The organism is Micromonospora sp. SL4-19 (assembly GCF_047921475.1).
In the GTDB taxonomy this organism is placed as follows: domain Bacteria; phylum Actinomycetota; class Actinomycetes; order Mycobacteriales; family Micromonosporaceae; genus Micromonospora.
Map to the genome: position 1 here is coordinate 310114 of NZ_JBLROB010000002.1, position 16496 is coordinate 326609.

General features: G+C 70.9%; 17 protein-coding genes. 9 read left to right on the forward strand and 8 right to left on the reverse strand.

Annotated features, from left to right (window positions below; genetic code table 11):
• Positions 1–33: 33 nt before the first annotated feature.
• Together ACNAVT_RS05250 and ACNAVT_RS05255 are read left to right on the forward strand one after the other, a co-directional pair.
• Positions 34–162 (forward strand): hypothetical protein, encoded by a 129-nt coding sequence (locus ACNAVT_RS05250; RefSeq protein ID WP_416293328.1) that lies wholly within the window; start codon positions 34–36, stop codon positions 160–162.
• Between the two features lie 65 nt (positions 163–227).
• Positions 228–926: a UdgX family uracil-DNA binding protein gene (locus ACNAVT_RS05255; RefSeq protein WP_416293330.1), complete on the forward strand. Its 699-nt coding sequence runs from the start codon at positions 228–230 to the stop codon at positions 924–926.
• Positions 927–937: 11 nt separating this feature from the next.
• Here ACNAVT_RS05255 and ACNAVT_RS05260 read toward each other — a convergent pair whose 3' ends face one another.
• Genes ACNAVT_RS05260 through ACNAVT_RS05275 form a run of 4 tightly spaced genes read right to left on the reverse strand, consistent with a single transcriptional unit; the run spans position 938 to position 4931 of the window.
• Complete coding sequence (locus ACNAVT_RS05260; protein WP_416293332.1) at positions 938–1750, reverse strand: ABC transporter permease; 813 nt, start codon at positions 1748–1750, stop codon at positions 938–940.
• Positions 1747–2661 (reverse strand): ABC transporter permease, encoded by a 915-nt coding sequence (locus tag ACNAVT_RS05265; RefSeq protein ID WP_416293334.1) that lies wholly within the window; start codon positions 2659–2661, stop codon positions 1747–1749. The genes ACNAVT_RS05260 and ACNAVT_RS05265 overlap by 4 nt, the downstream gene beginning before the upstream one ends.
• Before the next feature lies 1 nt (position 2662).
• Positions 2663–3862: an ABC transporter substrate-binding protein gene (locus ACNAVT_RS05270; RefSeq protein ID WP_416293336.1), complete on the reverse strand. Its 1200-nt coding sequence runs from the start codon at positions 3860–3862 to the stop codon at positions 2663–2665.
• Complete coding sequence (locus ACNAVT_RS05275) at positions 3849–4931, reverse strand: ABC transporter ATP-binding protein (protein WP_416293338.1); 1083 nt, start codon at positions 4929–4931, stop codon at positions 3849–3851. Before ACNAVT_RS05275 ends, ACNAVT_RS05270 begins: the two co-directional genes overlap by 14 nt.
• Positions 4932–5098: 167 nt before the next feature.
• Between ACNAVT_RS05275 and ACNAVT_RS05280 the strand changes: the two genes are divergently transcribed.
• The 7 genes from ACNAVT_RS05280 (at position 5099) to rny (ending at position 12998) form a co-directional block, all read left to right on the forward strand.
• Positions 5099–6241: an acyl-CoA dehydrogenase family protein gene (locus ACNAVT_RS05280; protein WP_416293340.1), complete on the forward strand. Its 1143-nt coding sequence runs from the start codon at positions 5099–5101 to the stop codon at positions 6239–6241.
• Positions 6242–6311: 70 nt separating this feature from the next.
• On the forward strand, positions 6312–7628 hold the full coding sequence (locus ACNAVT_RS05285; RefSeq protein ID WP_416293342.1) for an MFS transporter: 1317 nt from the start codon (positions 6312–6314) through the stop codon (positions 7626–7628).
• Positions 7629–7631: 3 nt separating this feature from the next.
• On the forward strand, positions 7632–7832 hold the full coding sequence (locus ACNAVT_RS05290; protein ID WP_222953404.1) for a DUF3046 domain-containing protein: 201 nt from the start codon (positions 7632–7634) through the stop codon (positions 7830–7832).
• Positions 7833–8019: 187 nt separating this feature from the next.
• On the forward strand, positions 8020–9066 hold the full coding sequence (recA, locus tag ACNAVT_RS05295) for a recombinase RecA (protein WP_416293345.1): 1047 nt from the start codon (positions 8020–8022) through the stop codon (positions 9064–9066).
• Between the two features lie 8 nt (positions 9067–9074).
• Positions 9075–9770 (forward strand): regulatory protein RecX, encoded by a 696-nt coding sequence (locus tag ACNAVT_RS05300; protein WP_416293347.1) that lies wholly within the window; start codon positions 9075–9077, stop codon positions 9768–9770.
• A gap of 14 nt (positions 9771–9784) precedes the next feature.
• On the forward strand, positions 9785–10489 hold the full coding sequence (locus ACNAVT_RS05305) for a 3-keto-5-aminohexanoate cleavage protein (RefSeq protein ID WP_416293349.1): 705 nt from the start codon (positions 9785–9787) through the stop codon (positions 10487–10489).
• Positions 10490–11231: 742 nt separating this feature from the next.
• The gene (rny, locus tag ACNAVT_RS05310) at positions 11232–12998 is read left to right on the forward strand and encodes a ribonuclease Y (protein ID WP_416293351.1); all 1767 of its coding nucleotides are present in this window, start codon (positions 11232–11234) and stop codon (positions 12996–12998) included.
• Positions 12999–13062: 64 nt separating this feature from the next.
• Here the strand turns inward: rny and ACNAVT_RS05315 are convergent, their stop codons facing one another.
• The 4 genes from ACNAVT_RS05315 to ACNAVT_RS05330 are packed head-to-tail and all read right to left on the reverse strand — an operon-like array spanning position 13063 to position 16462.
• Positions 13063–14031 carry an amino acid ABC transporter permease gene (locus ACNAVT_RS05315; protein WP_416293353.1) on the reverse strand — a complete coding sequence of 323 codons (969 nt, stop codon included), beginning with the start codon at positions 14029–14031 and terminating at the stop codon, positions 13063–13065.
• Positions 14028–14735: an amino acid ABC transporter permease gene (locus ACNAVT_RS05320; protein WP_416293354.1), complete on the reverse strand. Its 708-nt coding sequence runs from the start codon at positions 14733–14735 to the stop codon at positions 14028–14030. The genes ACNAVT_RS05315 and ACNAVT_RS05320 overlap by 4 nt, the downstream gene beginning before the upstream one ends.
• 39 nt (positions 14736–14774) lie before the next feature.
• Positions 14775–15650 (reverse strand): glutamate ABC transporter substrate-binding protein, encoded by an 876-nt coding sequence (locus ACNAVT_RS05325; RefSeq protein WP_416293355.1) that lies wholly within the window; start codon positions 15648–15650, stop codon positions 14775–14777.
• A gap of 56 nt (positions 15651–15706) precedes the next feature.
• Positions 15707–16462 carry an amino acid ABC transporter ATP-binding protein gene (locus ACNAVT_RS05330; protein WP_416293357.1) on the reverse strand — a complete coding sequence of 252 codons (756 nt, stop codon included), beginning with the start codon at positions 16460–16462 and terminating at the stop codon, positions 15707–15709.
• Positions 16463–16496 lie beyond the last annotated feature (34 nt).

The following is a 16496-nucleotide window of genomic DNA, read 5'->3' on the forward strand; positions in this document are numbered from 1 at the left end:
GCCCCGGACGGGTAACCCCGACCCGGGAGGCGGATGACCATGGCATCGAACGGGTCCCGGACGGGCCTCTGGATCGGCGTGGCGGTAGTGGTGGTGGTGATCATCCTGGTGGTCATCGGATTCGCGCTGGCCTCGCGCCTCGGTGGCGGCGGCGGTTACTGATGCCGGATCGTGCCGCACGCGGGCCGGCAACCGGCGTCGATGCCGAAACCGGTATAAGAGTCGGCATGGTCGAGACCGACAGCGCGCCCGGAGCCCAGGAGTTCATCCCGCCGCAGGCGGACACCATCGACCAGCTACGCACGGCCGCGGCCGGCTGTCGGGGCTGCGAGCTCTACCGGGACGCGTCGCAGACCGTCTTCGGCCGGGGCGACGAGAGCGCCCGGGTGGTCTTCGTCGGTGAGCAGCCCGGCGACATGGAGGATCAGAAGGGCCTGCCCTTCGTCGGGCCGGCGGGCCGGCTGCTGCGCCGGGCGGTGGACGACGCCGGCATCGACCCCGGCCACATCTATCTGACCAACGCGGTCAAGCACTTCCGGTTCGAGCTGCGCGGGAAGCGGCGGATCCACCAGTCGCCGGACCGGGTGCACATCACCGCGTGCCGGCCCTGGCTGGTCGCCGAGTTCGCCCGGCTGCACCCCGAGGTCGTGGTGGTGCTCGGCGCCACCGCGGCCAAGGCCCTGCTGGGCCCGGCGTTCCGGGTGACGAGGCAGCGCGGGGAGCTGCTGCCCTGGCCGGAGGCCGCCCAGCGCCCGGAGGACTTCAAGCGGGTGCCGGTGGACAGCGCCGGAAAGGTGGCCGACGCCCCGGAGGCCCGGCTGCTGGCCACCATCCACCCGTCCGCGGTGCTGCGGGCCGACAACCAGAGCGTGGCGTACGAGGGCCTGGTCGCGGACCTGAAGGTCGCCGCCCGCGCCCTGCGGTGAAGACCTCCCTGTCAGAGGCGACCGCCGCTGGCCGTGTCCGAGACCCGCTGGGCGAGGTAGATGGGCACCACCGAGGCGACGATCAACACGGCGGCCACCACGTTGATGACCGGTGCCTGGTTCGGTCGGAACAGGTTGCTGAAGATCCAGATGGGTAGCGTCTGCACGCCCGGGCCGGCCGTGAACGTGGTGACGATGATCTCGTCGAAGGAGAGCCCGAACGCCAGCAGCCCGCCGGCCAGCAGCGCCGAGCGCATGACCGGGAGCGTGACGTACCGGAAGGTCTGCAGCCCGTCGGCGCCCAGGTCGGCCGACGCCTCCTGAAGGTTGCCGCCCATCCGGCGCAGCCGGGCCAGCACGTTGTTGTAGACCACCACGACACAGAACGTCGCGTGCCCGACGATCACCGAGAAGAGGCCCTTGCCGACGCCCAGCGGCGCCAGCACCGAGCGGAATGCGGTGTCCAGGGCGATGCCGGTGACGATGCCGGGCAACGCGATCGGCAGTACGACCAGCAGCGACACGGCCCCACGGCCGAAGAACCGGTACCGCTGCACGGCGAACGCGACCAGCGAGCCGAGCACCAGCGCGATGGCGGTGGCGCCCAGCCCGGCCTTGACCGACATCCACAGCGCCTCCCGCGCGCCCGCGTTGTCCCACGCGCGCGCCCACCACTCCGTCGTCCAGCGGGGTGGCGGCCAGGTGAAGGTGCGGTCGGCGTTGAAGGAGTTGACCAGGACGATCGCCAGCGGCAGGTAGATGAAGGCCAGGCCGAGCGCCATCGCGCCGCGCAGCAGCCAGCGGGCCGACCGGGAGAGCGTCACAACTCCTCCAGAGCCCCGGACCGCCGCACGGCGACCAGGTAGATGACCATGATCAGAACCGGGATGGTGGCCAGCGCGGCCGCGAACGGCAGGTTGTTCGCCGCCCCGATGTTGGCGTAGACGAGATTGCCGATGAGCTGGGTCTTGCCACCGACGATCTGGACGGTGATGTAGTCACCCAGCGAGAGCGAGAAGGTGAAGACCGAACCGGCGATCACCGACGGGACGATGACCGGCAGCACCACCTTCCGGAAGGTCCGGCCGGCCCGGGCCCCGAGGTCCGCCGACGCCTCCAGCAGCGAGTCGGGCAGGCGCTCCAGGCCGGCGTAGATGGGCAGGATCATGTACGGCAACCACAGGTAGGCCAGCACCAGCACGGTGGCGGTCAGCCCGTAGCCGGGTCCGCGGCCCGGCCCCCCGAGCAGCCAGTCCACCGGCCCTCCGTTGGCCAGCAGCACCCGCCAGGCGTACGCCTTGACCAGATAGCTGGCCCAGAGCGGGGTGAGGATGGCGATCACCAGCCAGCGTCGGTAACGGGGGCGGGCGACCTTTGCCATGTAGAAGGCCATCGGCAGGGCGATGAGCGCGTCGATCACGGTCACCGCCGCGGCCGTGCCGATGCTGCGCAGCGCGACCGTCCGGTAGACCTCGTCGGTGACGATGGTGCGGAAGTTGGCCAGGGTCGGCTGCCGGACGAGCTCCCCGGTGAAGCCGTTGACGGTCCACAGGGCCGAGACGAACAGCACGGCCAGCGAGCCCAGGTAGGCCACCACCAGCCAGAACAGCGGCGCGGCGAGCAGGGCGGCGAGGCGGACCCCGGCGTGCCGGTGCAGCCACGCCGAGAGCCGGCGGACCGGCCCACGGACGGCCGAGGCGCCGCCCGCGGACCGGTCGAGCGTCGAGGTGGCCACCTCAGCCCTTGACGGTGGTCCAGGCCTGGGTCCAGGCCGCGTAGTCCTTGCAGGTCACGTCCTTGCGCCCGTCGAGGCACTGGGCCACCGGCGTGCTCCAGAACCAGACCTTCTCGTAGTACGCCTCGTCCTCGGCGTGGTAGGTCGCGCAGTGGTTCTTGTCGGCCGTCTGCGCGCAGGCGAGCCGGTTGGCCGGCGCCTCACCGAACCACTCCGCCACCGCGGCGTTGGCCTTCGGGGAGACGATGTGGTCCATCCAGCGGTACGCGCAGTTCGGGTGCTTCGACTTCGCCGACACCATCCAGGTGTCGGACCACCCGGTCGACCCCTCCTCGGGCAGGATCGCCTCGACCGGCGCCTTGTCGGCCTGGGCCAGGTTGGCGATCACCTGCCAGGTGGTGCCCAGCACCGAGTTGCCCGTCTTGAAGGCCTGCACCTCCTTGGTGTAGTCCGACCAGTACTCGCCGATCGTCGCGTTCTGCTTCTTCAGCAGGTCCACGGCCGCGGTGAACTGCTTGTCGTCCAGCGCGTACGGGTTCTTGATGCCCAGCTCCGGCTGGTGCTTCATCAGGTAGAGCGCCGCGTCGGCGAGATAGATCGGCGAGTCGTACGCGGTGATCTTGCCCTTGTACGGCGAGTTGGCGTCGAACACCGCGCCCCACGACGTCGGGGCCGGCTTGACGAGGTCCGTGCGGTACATCAGCAGGTTGGCGCCGCGCCCGTGCGGGATGCCGTAGGCCACCCCGTCCACGGAGTTCCACTGCTTCAGCTTGAGCCCGTCGAAGACGTCCTTGTAGTTGCTGACCAGGTCGGTGTTGACCGGCGCCACGTCCCCGCCGTAGATCAGCCGCAGCGAGGCGTCTCCCGAGGCGGAGACCACGTCGTAGTCGCCGGTCTTCATCAGGGTCACCATCTCGTCGGAGGTGCCCGCGACCTTGACGTTGACCTGGCAGCCGGTCTCCTTCTCGAAGTCGGTGACCCAGTCCACCTTCGGATCGGTGGAGCCGTCCTCGACGTACCCGGCCCAGGCGACGATGTTGACCTGGCCCTCGCCCGCGCCGAGGCTGCTCAGCTTCGGCACGGACGGGGGCTTGATGCCGCCGGGGCCGGATCCGCCGGCGTTCCCGCCGCCGTCGCCGCAGCCGGTCAGGGCGAGCAGGCCGACCGCGGTGAGCGCGGTCAATGTTCTACCGGTACGCATGTGCGCTCTCCTTAATGAGGGGGCTCGGCACCACGGGCTCGGGTACGGCAACGGCGTGCTCGGTGCGCCAGGCCAGGCGGACCGGGGTGCCGCGCAGTGCCGCCACGTCGGCCGAGGAGGTGGTCAGGTTCTGCTGCGTCACGACCAGCCGGGCGCCGGCGTCGAGGTCGACGACGAACCGGGTGGTTGCCCCGGCGTAGACGACCTCGGCCACCCGACCGGTGGCCGACGTCTCCTCCGCGCTCGCGGCCGGGCCGTCGAGCCGGATCTTCTCCGGCCGTACCGAGAAGGTGCCATCCCGGCCGAGCACGGCCCGCGCCGCGTCGCCGCTGAGCAGGTTGGAGGTGCCGACGAAGCCGGCGACGAACGGGGTGGCGGGCCGCTCGTAGACCTCGGCCGGCGTCCCCACCTGGGCGAGCCGTCCATTGTCGAAGACCGCCACCCGGTCGCTCATGGTGAGCGCTTCCTCCTGATCGTGGGTGACGAAGACGAAGGTGATCCCGACCTCCCGCTGGAGCGCCTTCAACTCGACCTGCATCTGCTCGCGCAGCTTCAGGTCCAGTGCGCCGAGCGGCTCGTCGAGCAGGAGCACCTTCGGCCGGATTACCAGGGCGCGGGCGAGGGCGACCCGCTGGCGTTGCCCGCCGGAGAGCGCGGCCGGTCGCCGGTCGGCCAGCCCGTCGAGGCGTACGCTGCGCAGCGCCTCCGCCGCCCGCTCGCGCCGCTCGGCGCGGCCCACCTTCCGGACCCGCAGGCCGTACTCGATGTTCTGCCGCACGGTCAGGTGCGGAAAGAGCGCGTAGTCCTGGAAGACGGTGTTGACGTCGCGCTCGAACGGGGCCAGCCGGGTGACGTCGCGCCCGCCGAGCAGGACCGTCCCGGCGGTCGGCGGCTCGAATCCGGCGATCATGCGGAGCACGGTGGTCTTGCCCGAGCCGGACGGCCCGAGCATGGAGAAGAATTCGCCGTCATCGATCTCCAGATCGACGCCGGCCACCGCCTCCACCGCGCCGAACGATTTACGCAGGCCGCGAAGGGCGACGGCGGGAGTGGCCGGCCCAGCTGACATGGGCGCTCCTCAGTCCTACGGTTAACGTTGCACGAGCGGACCAAGGTCCACGGAAATCGTGTCGTGAGAATAAAGCCGCAACGGATAGCGTCGTCAAGACCCTCGGGGCTTGGGTCCTTTGTCGCCGGCTCTTCCCGCCCACCGGTCCGGCGGGCACACTCATCGCCATGGAGCAGCATCTCTACGAGCCCGTGCACGAGGAGTTCCGCGACCTGTGCCGCGAGTTCCTCGCCCGGGAGGCCGTGCCGCACCACGAGCGTTGGGAGGCCGACGGGATCGTGGACCGGGCGGTGTGGCGCAGGGCCGGTGCCGCCGGGCTGCTGGGCATGGACGTCGACGAGGAGCACGGCGGCGGCGGCCAGCGCGACTTCCGGTTCCACGCCGTACTGGACGAGGAGATCGTCGCGGCCGGCTGCTCCGGCCTCGGGTTCGGCCTGCACAACGACGTGGTCGCGCCGTACCTCACCGAGCTGACCACCGAGGATCAGCGCAAGCGCTGGCTGCCCGGCTTCTGCTCCGGTGACCTGGTCACCGCGATCGCGATGAGCGAGCCCGGTGCCGGTTCCGACCTCGCCGGCGTCCGTACCGGAGCGGTCCGCGACGGCGATTCGTACGTCCTCAACGGGCAGAAGACCTTCATCACCAACGGGGAGCTGGCCGACCTCGTGGTGGTGGTCGCCAAGACGGCGCCGGACCAGGGCGCGCACGGGGTGAGCCTGATCGCGGTGGAGACCGGCACCCCGGGCTTCAGCCGCGGCCGACGCCTGGCGAAGGTCGGGCTGAAGGCCAACGACACCGTGGAGCTCTTCTTCGACGACTGCCGGGTCCCGGCCGAGAACCTGATCGGCACCGAGAACCACGGCTTCTACCACCTGATGGCCAACCTGCCCCGGGAGCGGTTGAGCATCGCCGTCGCCGCGGTGGCGGCGGCGGAGCGGCTGCTCGCGCTCACCCTCGACCACGCCCGCTCCCGGGAGGCGTTCGGCCGGCCGATCGGGGCGTTCCAGCACAACCGCTTCCTCCTGGCCGAGCTGGACACCGAGGTCACCATCGCGCGAACCTTCGTCAACCACTGCGTCGCCGAGTTCAACGCCGGTCGGCTCTCGGTGACCGACGCGGCGAAGGCCAAGTGGTGGACCACCGAACTGCAGAACAAGGTCGCCGACCGCTGCCTCCAGTTGCATGGCGGCTACGGCTTCATGCTGGAGTACCCGGTGGCGAAGGCCTGGCTGGACGGCCGGGTGCAGACCATCTACGGCGGCACCACCGAGATCATGAAGGAGATCATCGGCCGAGGTCTGGGCCTCTGACCGAAACCGGGTGCCAACGGCGCGGTCGGGTGCGGGAGGATAGGTCACCCCTTACCGAGGAGCACCTCGCATGACCACCGACCTGACCGCCCCGGCGCCGCCCCGGCCCGATGTCGCCCCGATCCAGCGTCGGACCCTGCGGCTGCTCTTCGTCACCCAGATCATCGGCGGGATCGGCGTCGCCATCGTCTTCGCCGTGGGTACGCTGCTCGCCGCCCGGATCGCCGGCATCGCCGCGGCCGGTCTGGCGCAGAGCGCCGCCACGGTCGGCGGGGCGTTGCTCGCCGTCCCGGTCACCCGGATCATGACCGGTCACGGCCGCCGGCCGGGCCTGGTGGTGGCGTACCTGACCGGGGCGGCCGGGGGCGTGCTGGTGGTGCTCGCCGCGGTCACCCGTCAGGTGCCGCTGCTCTTCCTCGGCATGCTGCTCTTCGGCGGCGGCTCCGCGGCGAATCTCCAGGCCCGTTACACGGCGGTGGACCTGGCCGAACCGGCCCGGCGGGGGCGCCAGCTCTCGCTGATCGTCTGGGCCACCACCATCGGCGCGGTGGCCGCCCCGAACTTCGCCGCGCTCGCCGACCACGCCATCAGCGGCTGGGGGCTGCCGCCGCTGGCCGGCCCGTTCGCGTTCAGCGCCGTCGCGTTCGTGCTGGCGGCGGTCGTACTGCTGATCCTGCTGCGGCCCGACCCGCTGCTCACCGCGCGCCGGCTGGCGGCGGCGGCCGAGCCGGTGGCGGCGCCGGCCGGCCTCGCGCCGGAAAAGGCCGCCGCCCGGCGCGGCGTGGGGATGCGGATGGCCTGGCGGGTGGTACGCGAGCGGCCCGCCGCCCGCCTCGGCATCGCCGCGGTGGCGATGGGCCACCTGGTGATGGTCGCGGTGATGTCGATGACCCCGGTACGCCTCGGCGAGTTCCACCACGACGCCGACGTGCTGCGAGTGGTCGGCGTCGTGCTGAGCCTGCACATCGCCGGCATGTACGCCCTCGCTCCGGTGGTGGGCTGGCTCACCGACCGGCTCGGCCGGCGCCCGGTGATCCTCGGCGGGATCGGGGTGCTGCTGGCCGCCTGCGCGGTCGCCGGCACAGCCGGGCACCACACACCGGGACTCTCGGTCGGGCTGACGCTGCTCGGGCTGGGCTGGTCGGGCACCATGGTGGCGGGTTCCACGCTGCTGTCGGAGTCCGTGCCCACCGCCGTCCGGCCGGCGGTGCAGGGGCTCTCCGACCTGACCATGGGACTGGCCGGCGCCGGCGCCGCGGCGCTCAGCGGGTTTGTCATGCGGGTGGCCGGTTATCCGGCGCTCACCCTGCTGGCGGCGATCGCGGTGGTGCCCCTGGTGGCGCTAGCGTTACGTCCGGTGCCGTCGGTGCCCGACGAGGAGGATTGACTAGTGCGGCTGACCGACTTCTGGGCGCGGCTGGAGGAGGCGTTCGGGCCGGGCTATGCGGCCAGCATCGCCAGCGACCAGGTGTTGCCCCAGCTCGGCGGGCGGACCGTCGAGCAGGCCCTCGCAGCGGGTGAGGAGACGCACGTGGTGTGGCGGGCGGTGGTCGCCGCGTACCCCGACCGGGTGCCTGCGCGGCTACGCTGAGCAGCCTTTTTCTCGGGTCCGCGTGTCGCTTGCCGAGTCGTACACCTGTTCGGCTATTGTCCACAACGGGGTGCTCGTCCACAGCTCACGGCCCGTCGGCTGGTTTTCTGTCGGACCCAGCGCCTAGCGTGTCCGCGTGACGCGAAGCTCAGGAAAGACGCCGGCGGCGAAGGCAGGGGTGGCAACGATGGCGGCAGGGCAGGACCGGGAGAAGGCACTCGACCTTGCTCTCGCTCAGATCGACAAGCAGTTCGGCAAGGGCTCGGTGATGCGGCTGGGGGAGCGGCCGGTCGTCCAGACCGCCGTGATCCCGACCAGCTCCATCGCGCTCGACGTCGCGCTCGGCGTGGGCGGTCTGCCCCGCGGCCGGGTCGTCGAGATCTACGGTCCGGAGTCCAGCGGTAAGACCACGGTGGCTCTGCACGCGGTGGCCAACGCCCAGCGGGCGGGCGGCATCGCCGCGTTCATCGACGCCGAGCACGCGCTCGACCCGGAGTACGCGAAGGCACTCGGCGTCGACACCGACGCCCTGCTGGTCTCCCAGCCGGACACCGGCGAGCAGGCGCTGGAGATCGCGGACATGCTGGTCCGCTCCGGCGCGATCGACATCATCGTGATCGACTCGGTTGCCGCCCTGGTGCCGCGCGCCGAGATCGAGGGGGAGATGGGCGACAGCCACGTGGGCCTCCAGGCCCGGCTGATGAGCCAGGCGCTGCGGAAGATCACCGGTGTGCTCAACAACACCGGCACCACGGCGATCTTCATCAACCAGCTTCGCGAGAAGATCGGTGTGATGTTCGGCAGCCCGGAGACCACCACCGGTGGTCGGGCACTGAAGTTCTACGCCTCGGTCCGGCTCGACGTGCGCCGCATCGAGAGCCTCAAGGACGGCACCGAGGTGGTCGGCAACCGCACCCGGGTCAAGGTCGTGAAGAACAAGGTCGCCGCGCCGTTCAAGCAGGCCGAGTTCGACATCATGTACGGCAAGGGCATCTCCCGCGAAGGGTCGCTGATCGACGTCGGCGTGGAGCAGGCGATCATCCGCAAGTCCGGCGCCTGGTACACCTACGACGGCGACCAGCTCGGCCAGGGCAAGGAGAAGGCCCGCGAGTTCCTTCGGGAGAACCCGGACGTGGCGGCCGAGATCGAGAAGAAGATCCTGGAGAAGCTCGGCGTCGGGATCGGCGTGGGCGACGCCGCCGGTGGCCCGGAGCTGCCGCCGGTCGACTTCTGACCTGACCTATGGCAGGACGACGCGCCCGGGCGGGGCGAGGCTGGGACGCCAGCCCGCCCCGCACAGGTGACGCCACCACCCCCCGCCCCCGCCGCTCCCGGCGCAGCCCCGCCGAGGAGACCGAGCCGGAGGTGACACCGGTCCCGCCTCGGGACGAGGCCGAGGTGGCCCGGGAGATCTGCCTGCGGCAGCTCGCGGTCCGGCCGCGTACCCGGGCCGAGCTGGCCGGCGCGCTTGCGAAGCGGGGCATCTCCGATGAGGTTGCCGCCCAGGTCCTCGACCGATACGACGAGGTCGGCATAATCGACGACGCCGCCTTCGCCCGGGCCTGGGTCACCAGCCGGCACACCGGCCGGGGGCTGGCCCGGCGGGCGCTCGCCAACGAGCTGCGCCAGCGCGGGGTCGACGGCGAGGTGGCCAGCGAGGCCCTCGGCGAGCTGGACGAGGAGACCGAGGCGGAGACGGCCCGTGCCCTGGTGGAGCGGAAGCTGCGGACCGCCCGGGGTGAGCCGGACGCGGTGTTCCGTCGCCTTGTCGGCATGCTGGCCCGCAAGGGCTATCCGCCGGGCGTGGCGATCCGGGCGGTGAAGGATGCCCTGGCCGCGCAGAGCGCCGAGGCGGCCGAGTTCGCCGAGCACATCGACGCCGACGCCCTCGCCGAGGTCGAGAGCGACCTCGACCGGGACCCCCGCACCCTCGACTGAAGCATGATGGGCGGGTGTTGAAAGCCTGTCTCAACGGGGGCCGGCGCCGAGACGACCACAATGCCGTCCCGGTCACCCCGGCCGAGTTGGCTGCGGACGCCGCCCGGTGCGCCGCGTCCGGCGTGGCCGCCGTGCACGTTCATCCGCGCGACACCGCGGGCGTCGAGTCCCTCGACCCGACCGTGATCGCCGAGGCGGTCACCGCGATCCGGGTGGCCCGGCCCGACCTGCCGGTCGGGGTGAGCACGGGTGCATGGATCGCGCCGGACCCGGCGGCCCGGGTCGCCGCCGTCCGGGCCTGGACGGTGCTGCCCGACTTCGCCTCGGTCAACGCGCACGAGCCTGGCGCGGCGGCGGTCGCGGCGGCCCTGCACGAGCGGGGCGTCATGGTGGAGGCCGGGCTCTGGACGGAGGCAGCGGTCGACGCCTGGCGCCGGTGGTCCGTGCCGACCGGCCGGATCCTCGTCGAGTGCATGGCGGAGGAGCCCGACGTGGCCCTGTCCGACGCGGCCGCGATCCTCGCCGCGCTGCCCGCGGGCGGCCCGCCCGTGCTGCTGCACGGGGAAGGCGCGGCCACCTGGTCGGTGCTCGCCGAGGCGGTACGCCGGGGCCTGGACACCCGGATCGGCCTGGAGGACAGCCTGGTGCTGCCGGACGGTTCGGTTGCGCCCGACAACGTGGCCCTCGTGGCGGCCGCCCGCGCCCTCGGTGCCACCTGACCCGGATCACCCATCCGCGGCGCGCGCCGGGCCCAGCGTCCGCGGCCGCACCGCCGGCTCCCGCCAAGATCCGCCACACTGTCGGCCGGAGGGCGAGGCGTTCCGCAGCCGTGAGGCCGCAATTTCCGGAAAGTTTGTTACCGATTGCCGTCGCCCGAGAGGTCGTCATCGGGACCGTCGCCGACCGGCCGCCGCCGGGTCGACAGGCGCCGCGAGGGCTCTGAGCAGGTCGGAAAGGCGACGGTCGGGTCGGTCCAGCGTGACGTTTGTCCTTCCGTGTCCGGCATCTGATCGGCGCTGAGTGACGCCGTGACTTCTCTCCGTCCGGGTGATTTGATCATGAGTTCTTGACCGAACGGCCCTCGGAGACCTAGCCTCGCCATACAGGCTCACATTGCCCGACCAGTGCAGGCTAAGCGCACAACATAGATCGCGTAACAACACCGCATCACTTTGGCCAGCTTCACCGGCCCTTGACGGTGGTTCCGGACGGCGCTCCGGAACCACCGACAACTGCAACCGGCCGTCGGCGGCGCCTCACCGGGCACCGCCGATGGAGAGAGCTACCCACAGCCAGCCGCTCCGGTCGGGCGTCCAGAGCCGCAGGTGCGTGCCCGTCGGCATGCCGCCTGCGGTGTCGATGTTCAGGGGAGGCGGCCATGGCGGCGCGACAGAGGTTCACCGGCGGTCCGCCATGCGTCACCGCACCCCGGCGAGCCGGCCACCCATTCGGAGCGGCCGCATGAGCCCCTTCGACTTCCTCATCCTCGCGGTGGTGCTGCTCCTCGCCGTCGTCGTGGTCGGCGCCGTCCTGGTCGGCGCCCGTACCCTGCGCCGGCTCAGCGTCGCGCCCGTCCCCGAGGACCCGGCCTTCATCGCCGAGAAGGACCGGCAGGAGCAGTCGTTGGCGGCGCTACGCAGCGCCGCCAACGAGGCGAACAGCACGATCGACGTGGCGAAGTCGGCCGCCGCCGCGGCCCGCGCCGAGGCGGCCGCGGCCAAGGCGGAGGCGAAGGCGGCCCGGGCCGAGGCCCGGCGGGTCCTCGACGACGCCCGGGCCGAGGCCGACACCGTGCTGGAGCGGGCGCACAATCAGGCCGAGGCCGACGCTGAGCAGCTCCGGGCAACCGCCCGGCGCAGCGGCGAGCGGGAGGTGGCCGTGCTCGCCGCGACCACCCGGGAGCAGGCCGCCGAGGTGGAGCGACGGGCCGCCCGGATGGACGAGCGGGAGCGGCTGCACACCGAGGAGGTGGAGCGGCTCGCCGAGCGGGAGCGGCAGCTCACCGCCGCCAGCGCCGTGCTGGCCGGCCGGGAGGCCGCCCTGGTCGACCGTGAGCAGGCGCTCACGGAGGCGGAGGAGCAGCGCCGCCGCGAGCTGGAGCGGGTGGCCGGCCTGACCGCCGACACGGCCCGGACCGAGCTGGTCGAGTCGATCGAGAGCCAGGCCAAGCGGGAGGCCGTCCTGCTGGTGCGGGACATCGAGTCCGACGCCCGCAACACCGCCGAGCAGCGGGCCCGGCACATCGTCGTCGACGCCATCCAACGGGTCGCCAGTGAGCAGACCGCGGAGAGCGTGGTGAGCGTCCTGCACCTGCCGGGCGACGAGATGAAGGGGCGGATCATCGGCCGGGAGGGGCGCAACATCCGCGCCTTCGAGTCGGTCACCGGGGTCAATCTGATCATCGACGACACCCCCGAGGCGGTGCTGCTCTCCTGCTTCGACCCGGTACGCCGGGAGGTCGGCCGGCTCACCCTGGAGAAGCTGGTGCTGGACGGCCGCATCCACCCGCACCGGATCGAGGAGGTCTACGACCTGGCGCGGCAGGAGGTCGAGGAGCTCTGCCACCGGGCCGCCGAGGACGCCCTGGTCGAGGTCGGCATCACCGAGATCCACCCGGAGCTGGTCGCCCTGCTCGGTCGGCTGCGCTACCGGACGTCGTACGGGCAGAACGTGCTCAAGCACCTCGTGGAGACCTCGCACATCGCCGGGATCATGGCCGCCGAGCTGCGGCTGGACGTGCCGACGATCAAGCGCTGCGCGTTCCTGCACGACATCGGCAAGGCGCTCACCCACGAGGTGGAGGGGAGCCACGCCATCATCGGCGCCGACGTGGCCCGCAAGTACGGCGAGAGCGAGGACGTGGTGCACGCCATCGAGGCGCACCACAACGAGGTGCCGCCGCAGACCATCGAGGCGGTGCTCACCCAGGCCTCCGACGCCTGCTCCGGCGGCCGGCCGGGGGCGCGACGGGAGAGCCTGGAGGCGTACGTCAAGCGGCTGGAGCGGATCGAGGAGATCGCGGCCGGCAAGCTCGGCGTGGAGAAGGTGTTCGCCATGCAGGCGGGCCGGGAGATCCGGGTGATGGTCAAGCCGGAGGACGTCGACGACATCGGCGCGGCGGTCCTCGCCCGGGACGTGGCCAAGCAGATCGAGGAGGAGCTGACCTACCCCGGGCAGATCCGGGTGACGGTCGTCCGCGAGTCCCGGGTCACCGAGATCGCGCGCTGACCCCCGACGCGAGCGAGGGCCGGTCCGGGAAAACCGGGCCGGCCCTCTCTCCGTACGAGTCGGGTCAGTGGCCGCCGGCGCCCTCGGCCTGCGACATGATCGCCGCGGGCGGCAGGTTCTGTGCCGGGGTGCCGGCGGTCTTGCGGCCCCGGGACAGGCGGCGCTGGACGTACTGTGCCAGCTTCGACAGCGAGTAGTTGATGGCGATGAAGAGCACGGCGATCACGACGTAGACCTGGATCGGGTTGCCCAGCACGCCGATGATCTGCTTGCCGATGTTCAGCGTCTCCTCGTAGCTGATGATGAAGCCGAGCGAGGTGTCCTTGAGCACCACCACCAGCTGGCTGATCAGCGCCGGCAGCATGATCCGGAACGCCTGCGGCAGCAGGATCATCCGGGTGGTCTGCAACGGGGAGAGGCCGATCGCGGCGGCGGCCTCCGCCTGGCCGCCCGGCAGCCCCTCCATGCCGGAGCGGAGGATCTCGGCGATGACCACTGAGTTGTAGACGGTCAGGCCGATGACCAGGTACCAGAGGTTGTCCCACGAGATGCCGAACTCGGGGAAGCCCCTGGCGACGAAGAAGATGGTGAGGACGACGGGCAGTCCCCGGAACACCTCGACGCAGAACCGGGTCACCGCGGACAGCAGCACGCTCAGCCCGCGCAGCAGGTACGCCACCGGCACGGCCAGCCCGGTGAAGCGCCGCCGGGCTAGGCTCTTGAGCTGGATCCGCAGCACGGCGAGCAGGGTGCCGACCACCAGCGAGGACACGATGGCCAGGGCGGCGGCCGTCAGGGTGTTCTTCAGGCCGATGCCGATCCGGTCCCAGACCAGCGGGAAGCTCTCGTTCGAGGGGTCGACCAGCGGCCCCCACAGCTCCATCGAGAACTGGCCCTTGTCGGCCAACGGCCGGTAGATCAGGAAGTACGCCCCGACGAGCACCACCACGGTGGCGACGAGGCTGCTGATCAGCGTGATCCGCCGCTGACGGGGGCCAGGGACGTCGTAGAGGACGCTGGTCTGCTGGCTCATCGGGCCACCGCCTGTCGCTTCTCGATCCGGTCGAGCAGAGCGCCGAGCGGCACCGTCATGATCAGGTAACCGACCGAGATGCCGATGGCGACCGGGATGAAGGCGTAGCCGCCGGCCGAGGTGAGCTGGTCGGCGGTCTGGGACAGGTCACCGACGACGCCGAAGAAGCCCACCAGCGCGGAGTTCTTGATCATCGCGATGATCACCGAGCCGAGCGGCACCACCGACGCCTTCCACGACTGCGGCAGCACCACGTACCGGAGGTTCTGCCCGAAGGTGAGGCCGAGCGAGCGGGCGGCTTCGGCCTGCCCCGCAGGCACCGCGTTCACGCCCGAGCGCAGGGCCTCGCAGACGAACGCCGACGTGTAGAGCACCAGCGCGATCAGCGCGAAGCGGAAGTACGGCAGGTCCGTGCCGAGCCGGCGGAAGATCACGTCCAGACCAGGGATCCGGAGGAAGTCCGCGTTCGACCCGAGTGCCGGCAGGCCGAACGCGGCGAAGAACATGACCACGGTCAGCGGCATGTTCCGGAAGGTGTTCACGTAGGCGGTGCCGACAGCGCGCAGCGGCGGCACCGGGGAGATTCGTAGCATCGCCACGACGGCGCCCAGGATCAGGGCGCCGATCGCGGCGAGCACGCAGATCTGGAGGGTGAGCCAGAAGCCACCCGCAAAGACGTCGAACTTGTCGATGAGCACACTCACGGGTCGGTGTTCCTCCCCACCCTCCAGATTCGCGGTTGATCAGTAGCGGTCGATCGTGGGCGGGTTGCCCAGCGTCGCGCCGAACTTGCCGGCGGTGTCGTCCCAGGCCTTCTTCCAGCTGCCGTCCTGGAAGGCCTTCTCCAGCACGTCGTTGATGAAGTTGCGGAAGTCCGTGTCGTCCTTCTTCACGCCGATGCCGTACGGCTCCTTGGTGAAGTTGTCGCCAGCCATCTTGAAGGACGCCTCGTCCTTGGCGATGTAGCCGAGCAGGATCACGTTGTCCGTGGTCACCGCGTCCACCTGGCCGCCCTTGAGGGCGTCCCGGCACTTGTCGTAGGTGTCGAAGAGCACCAGCTGGGTGGCCACGTCCTTGACGTACTTCTTGATCTCCTCGGCCGGCGTGGAGCCGGTGACCGAGCAGACCTTCTTGGCGCCGTCCTTGAACGCGTCCGGCCCGGTGATCGCGGTGTCGTCCTTCTTCACCATGATGTTCTGGCCGGCCTCGTAGTACGGCCCGGCGAAGGAGATCCGCTCCTTGCGCTCGGCCTTGATCGTGTAGGTGGCCGCGATCAGATCGACGCTGCCGTCGGCGATCTTGTCCTCACGGACCTTCGACGGGGTCTCAACGAACTCGATCTTGTCCTCGGGGATGCCGAGTTCCTTGACGACGAGCTTCGCGATCTCGACGTCGAAGCCCTCCGGCTTGCCCGACAGGCCCTTCAGGCCGAAGCCCGGCTGGTCGAACTTGGTGCCGACCTTGATCTTCTGCGCCTTGTTCAGCCGCTCCATGGTGCTGCCGGCCTTGAAGGACTTGCTGCCCGCGCCGGTGCCCTCGTCGGCCTTGTCGCCGCAAGCGGTCATCCCGAGCGCCAGGGCGGCGGCCGCGGCGACCGCGGCAATACGCTTCATGCGCATACTTTTCTCCTTTTCGACAGAACCCGCCGGGGGACGGCGTGCCCCACTACTGATGCCTAGTGCGTGAGGATCTTGGAGAGGAAGTCCTTCGCCCGCTCGCTGCGCGGATTCGCGAAGAACTCGGTCGGCGGAGCGTCCTCCACCAGCTGCCCGTCGGCCATGAAGATGACGCGATTGGCGGCGTGCCGGGCGAAGCCCATCTCGTGGGTGACCACGACCATCGTCATGCCGTCGCGGGCCAGGGACGTCATCACGTCCAGCACCTCGCCGACCATCTCCGGGTCCAGCGCGCTGGTCGGCTCGTCGAAGAGCATCGCCTTGGGCTGCATGGCCAGCGCGCGGGCGATCGCCGCCCGCTGCTGCTGGCCGCCGGAGAGCTGCGCCGGATACTTGTCCGCCTGGTTGGCGATGCCGACCCGGTCGAGCAGGGCCAGGCCCCGTTCGCGGGCGGCGGCCGGCTTCTCCTTGCGGACCTTCACCGGACCGAGGGTGACGTTCTCCAGGATGGTCTTGTGCGCGAAGAGGTTGAACGACTGGAAGACCATGCCGACCTCGCTGCGCAGCTTGGCGAGGGCCTTGCCCTCGGCCGGCAGCGGCCGCCCGTCGAAGGTGATGGTGCCCGAGGTGATCGGTTCCAGCCGGTTGATCGTCCGGCAGAGCGTCGACTTGCCGGAGCCGGAGGGGCCGATCACCACGACCACCTCGCCCCTGCCGACGGAGAGCGAGACATCGTCCAGCACGTGCAGCGGGCCGAACCACTTGTTGACCCCGTCCAGCACGATGAGCGGTTCGCCCGTCGTCACGTAGTCCACCGTCCCCTGTCGTCCATGGCGGTAAGCGGGGTCG

Bases quoted from the DNA above. Each gene is read 5' to 3' on its own strand.
- recA (WP_416293345.1), top strand. From the start codon at position 8,020: ATGGCGGCAGGGCAGGACCGGGAGAAGGCACTCGACCTTGCTCTCGCT.
- ACNAVT_RS05325 (WP_416293355.1), bottom strand. From the start codon at position 15,650: ATGCGCATGAAGCGTATTGCCGCGGTCGCCGCGGCCGCCGCCCTGGCG.
- ACNAVT_RS05270 (WP_416293336.1), bottom strand. From the start codon at position 3,862: ATGCGTACCGGTAGAACATTGACCGCGCTCACCGCGGTCGGCCTGCTC.
- ACNAVT_RS05280 (WP_416293340.1), top strand. From the start codon at position 5,099: ATGGAGCAGCATCTCTACGAGCCCGTGCACGAGGAGTTCCGCGACCTG.
- rny (WP_416293351.1), top strand. From the start codon at position 11,232: ATGAGCCCCTTCGACTTCCTCATCCTCGCGGTGGTGCTGCTCCTCGCC.
- ACNAVT_RS05275 (WP_416293338.1), bottom strand. From the start codon at position 4,931: ATGTCAGCTGGGCCGGCCACTCCCGCCGTCGCCCTTCGCGGCCTGCGT.
- ACNAVT_RS05285 (WP_416293342.1), top strand. From the start codon at position 6,312: ATGACCACCGACCTGACCGCCCCGGCGCCGCCCCGGCCCGATGTCGCC.
- ACNAVT_RS05250 (WP_416293328.1), top strand. From the start codon at position 34: ATGACCATGGCATCGAACGGGTCCCGGACGGGCCTCTGGATCGGCGTG.
- ACNAVT_RS05255 (WP_416293330.1), top strand. From the start codon at position 228: ATGGTCGAGACCGACAGCGCGCCCGGAGCCCAGGAGTTCATCCCGCCG.
- ACNAVT_RS05315 (WP_416293353.1), bottom strand. From the start codon at position 14,031: ATGAGCCAGCAGACCAGCGTCCTCTACGACGTCCCTGGCCCCCGTCAG.
- ACNAVT_RS05300 (WP_416293347.1), top strand. From the start codon at position 9,075: ATGGCAGGACGACGCGCCCGGGCGGGGCGAGGCTGGGACGCCAGCCCG.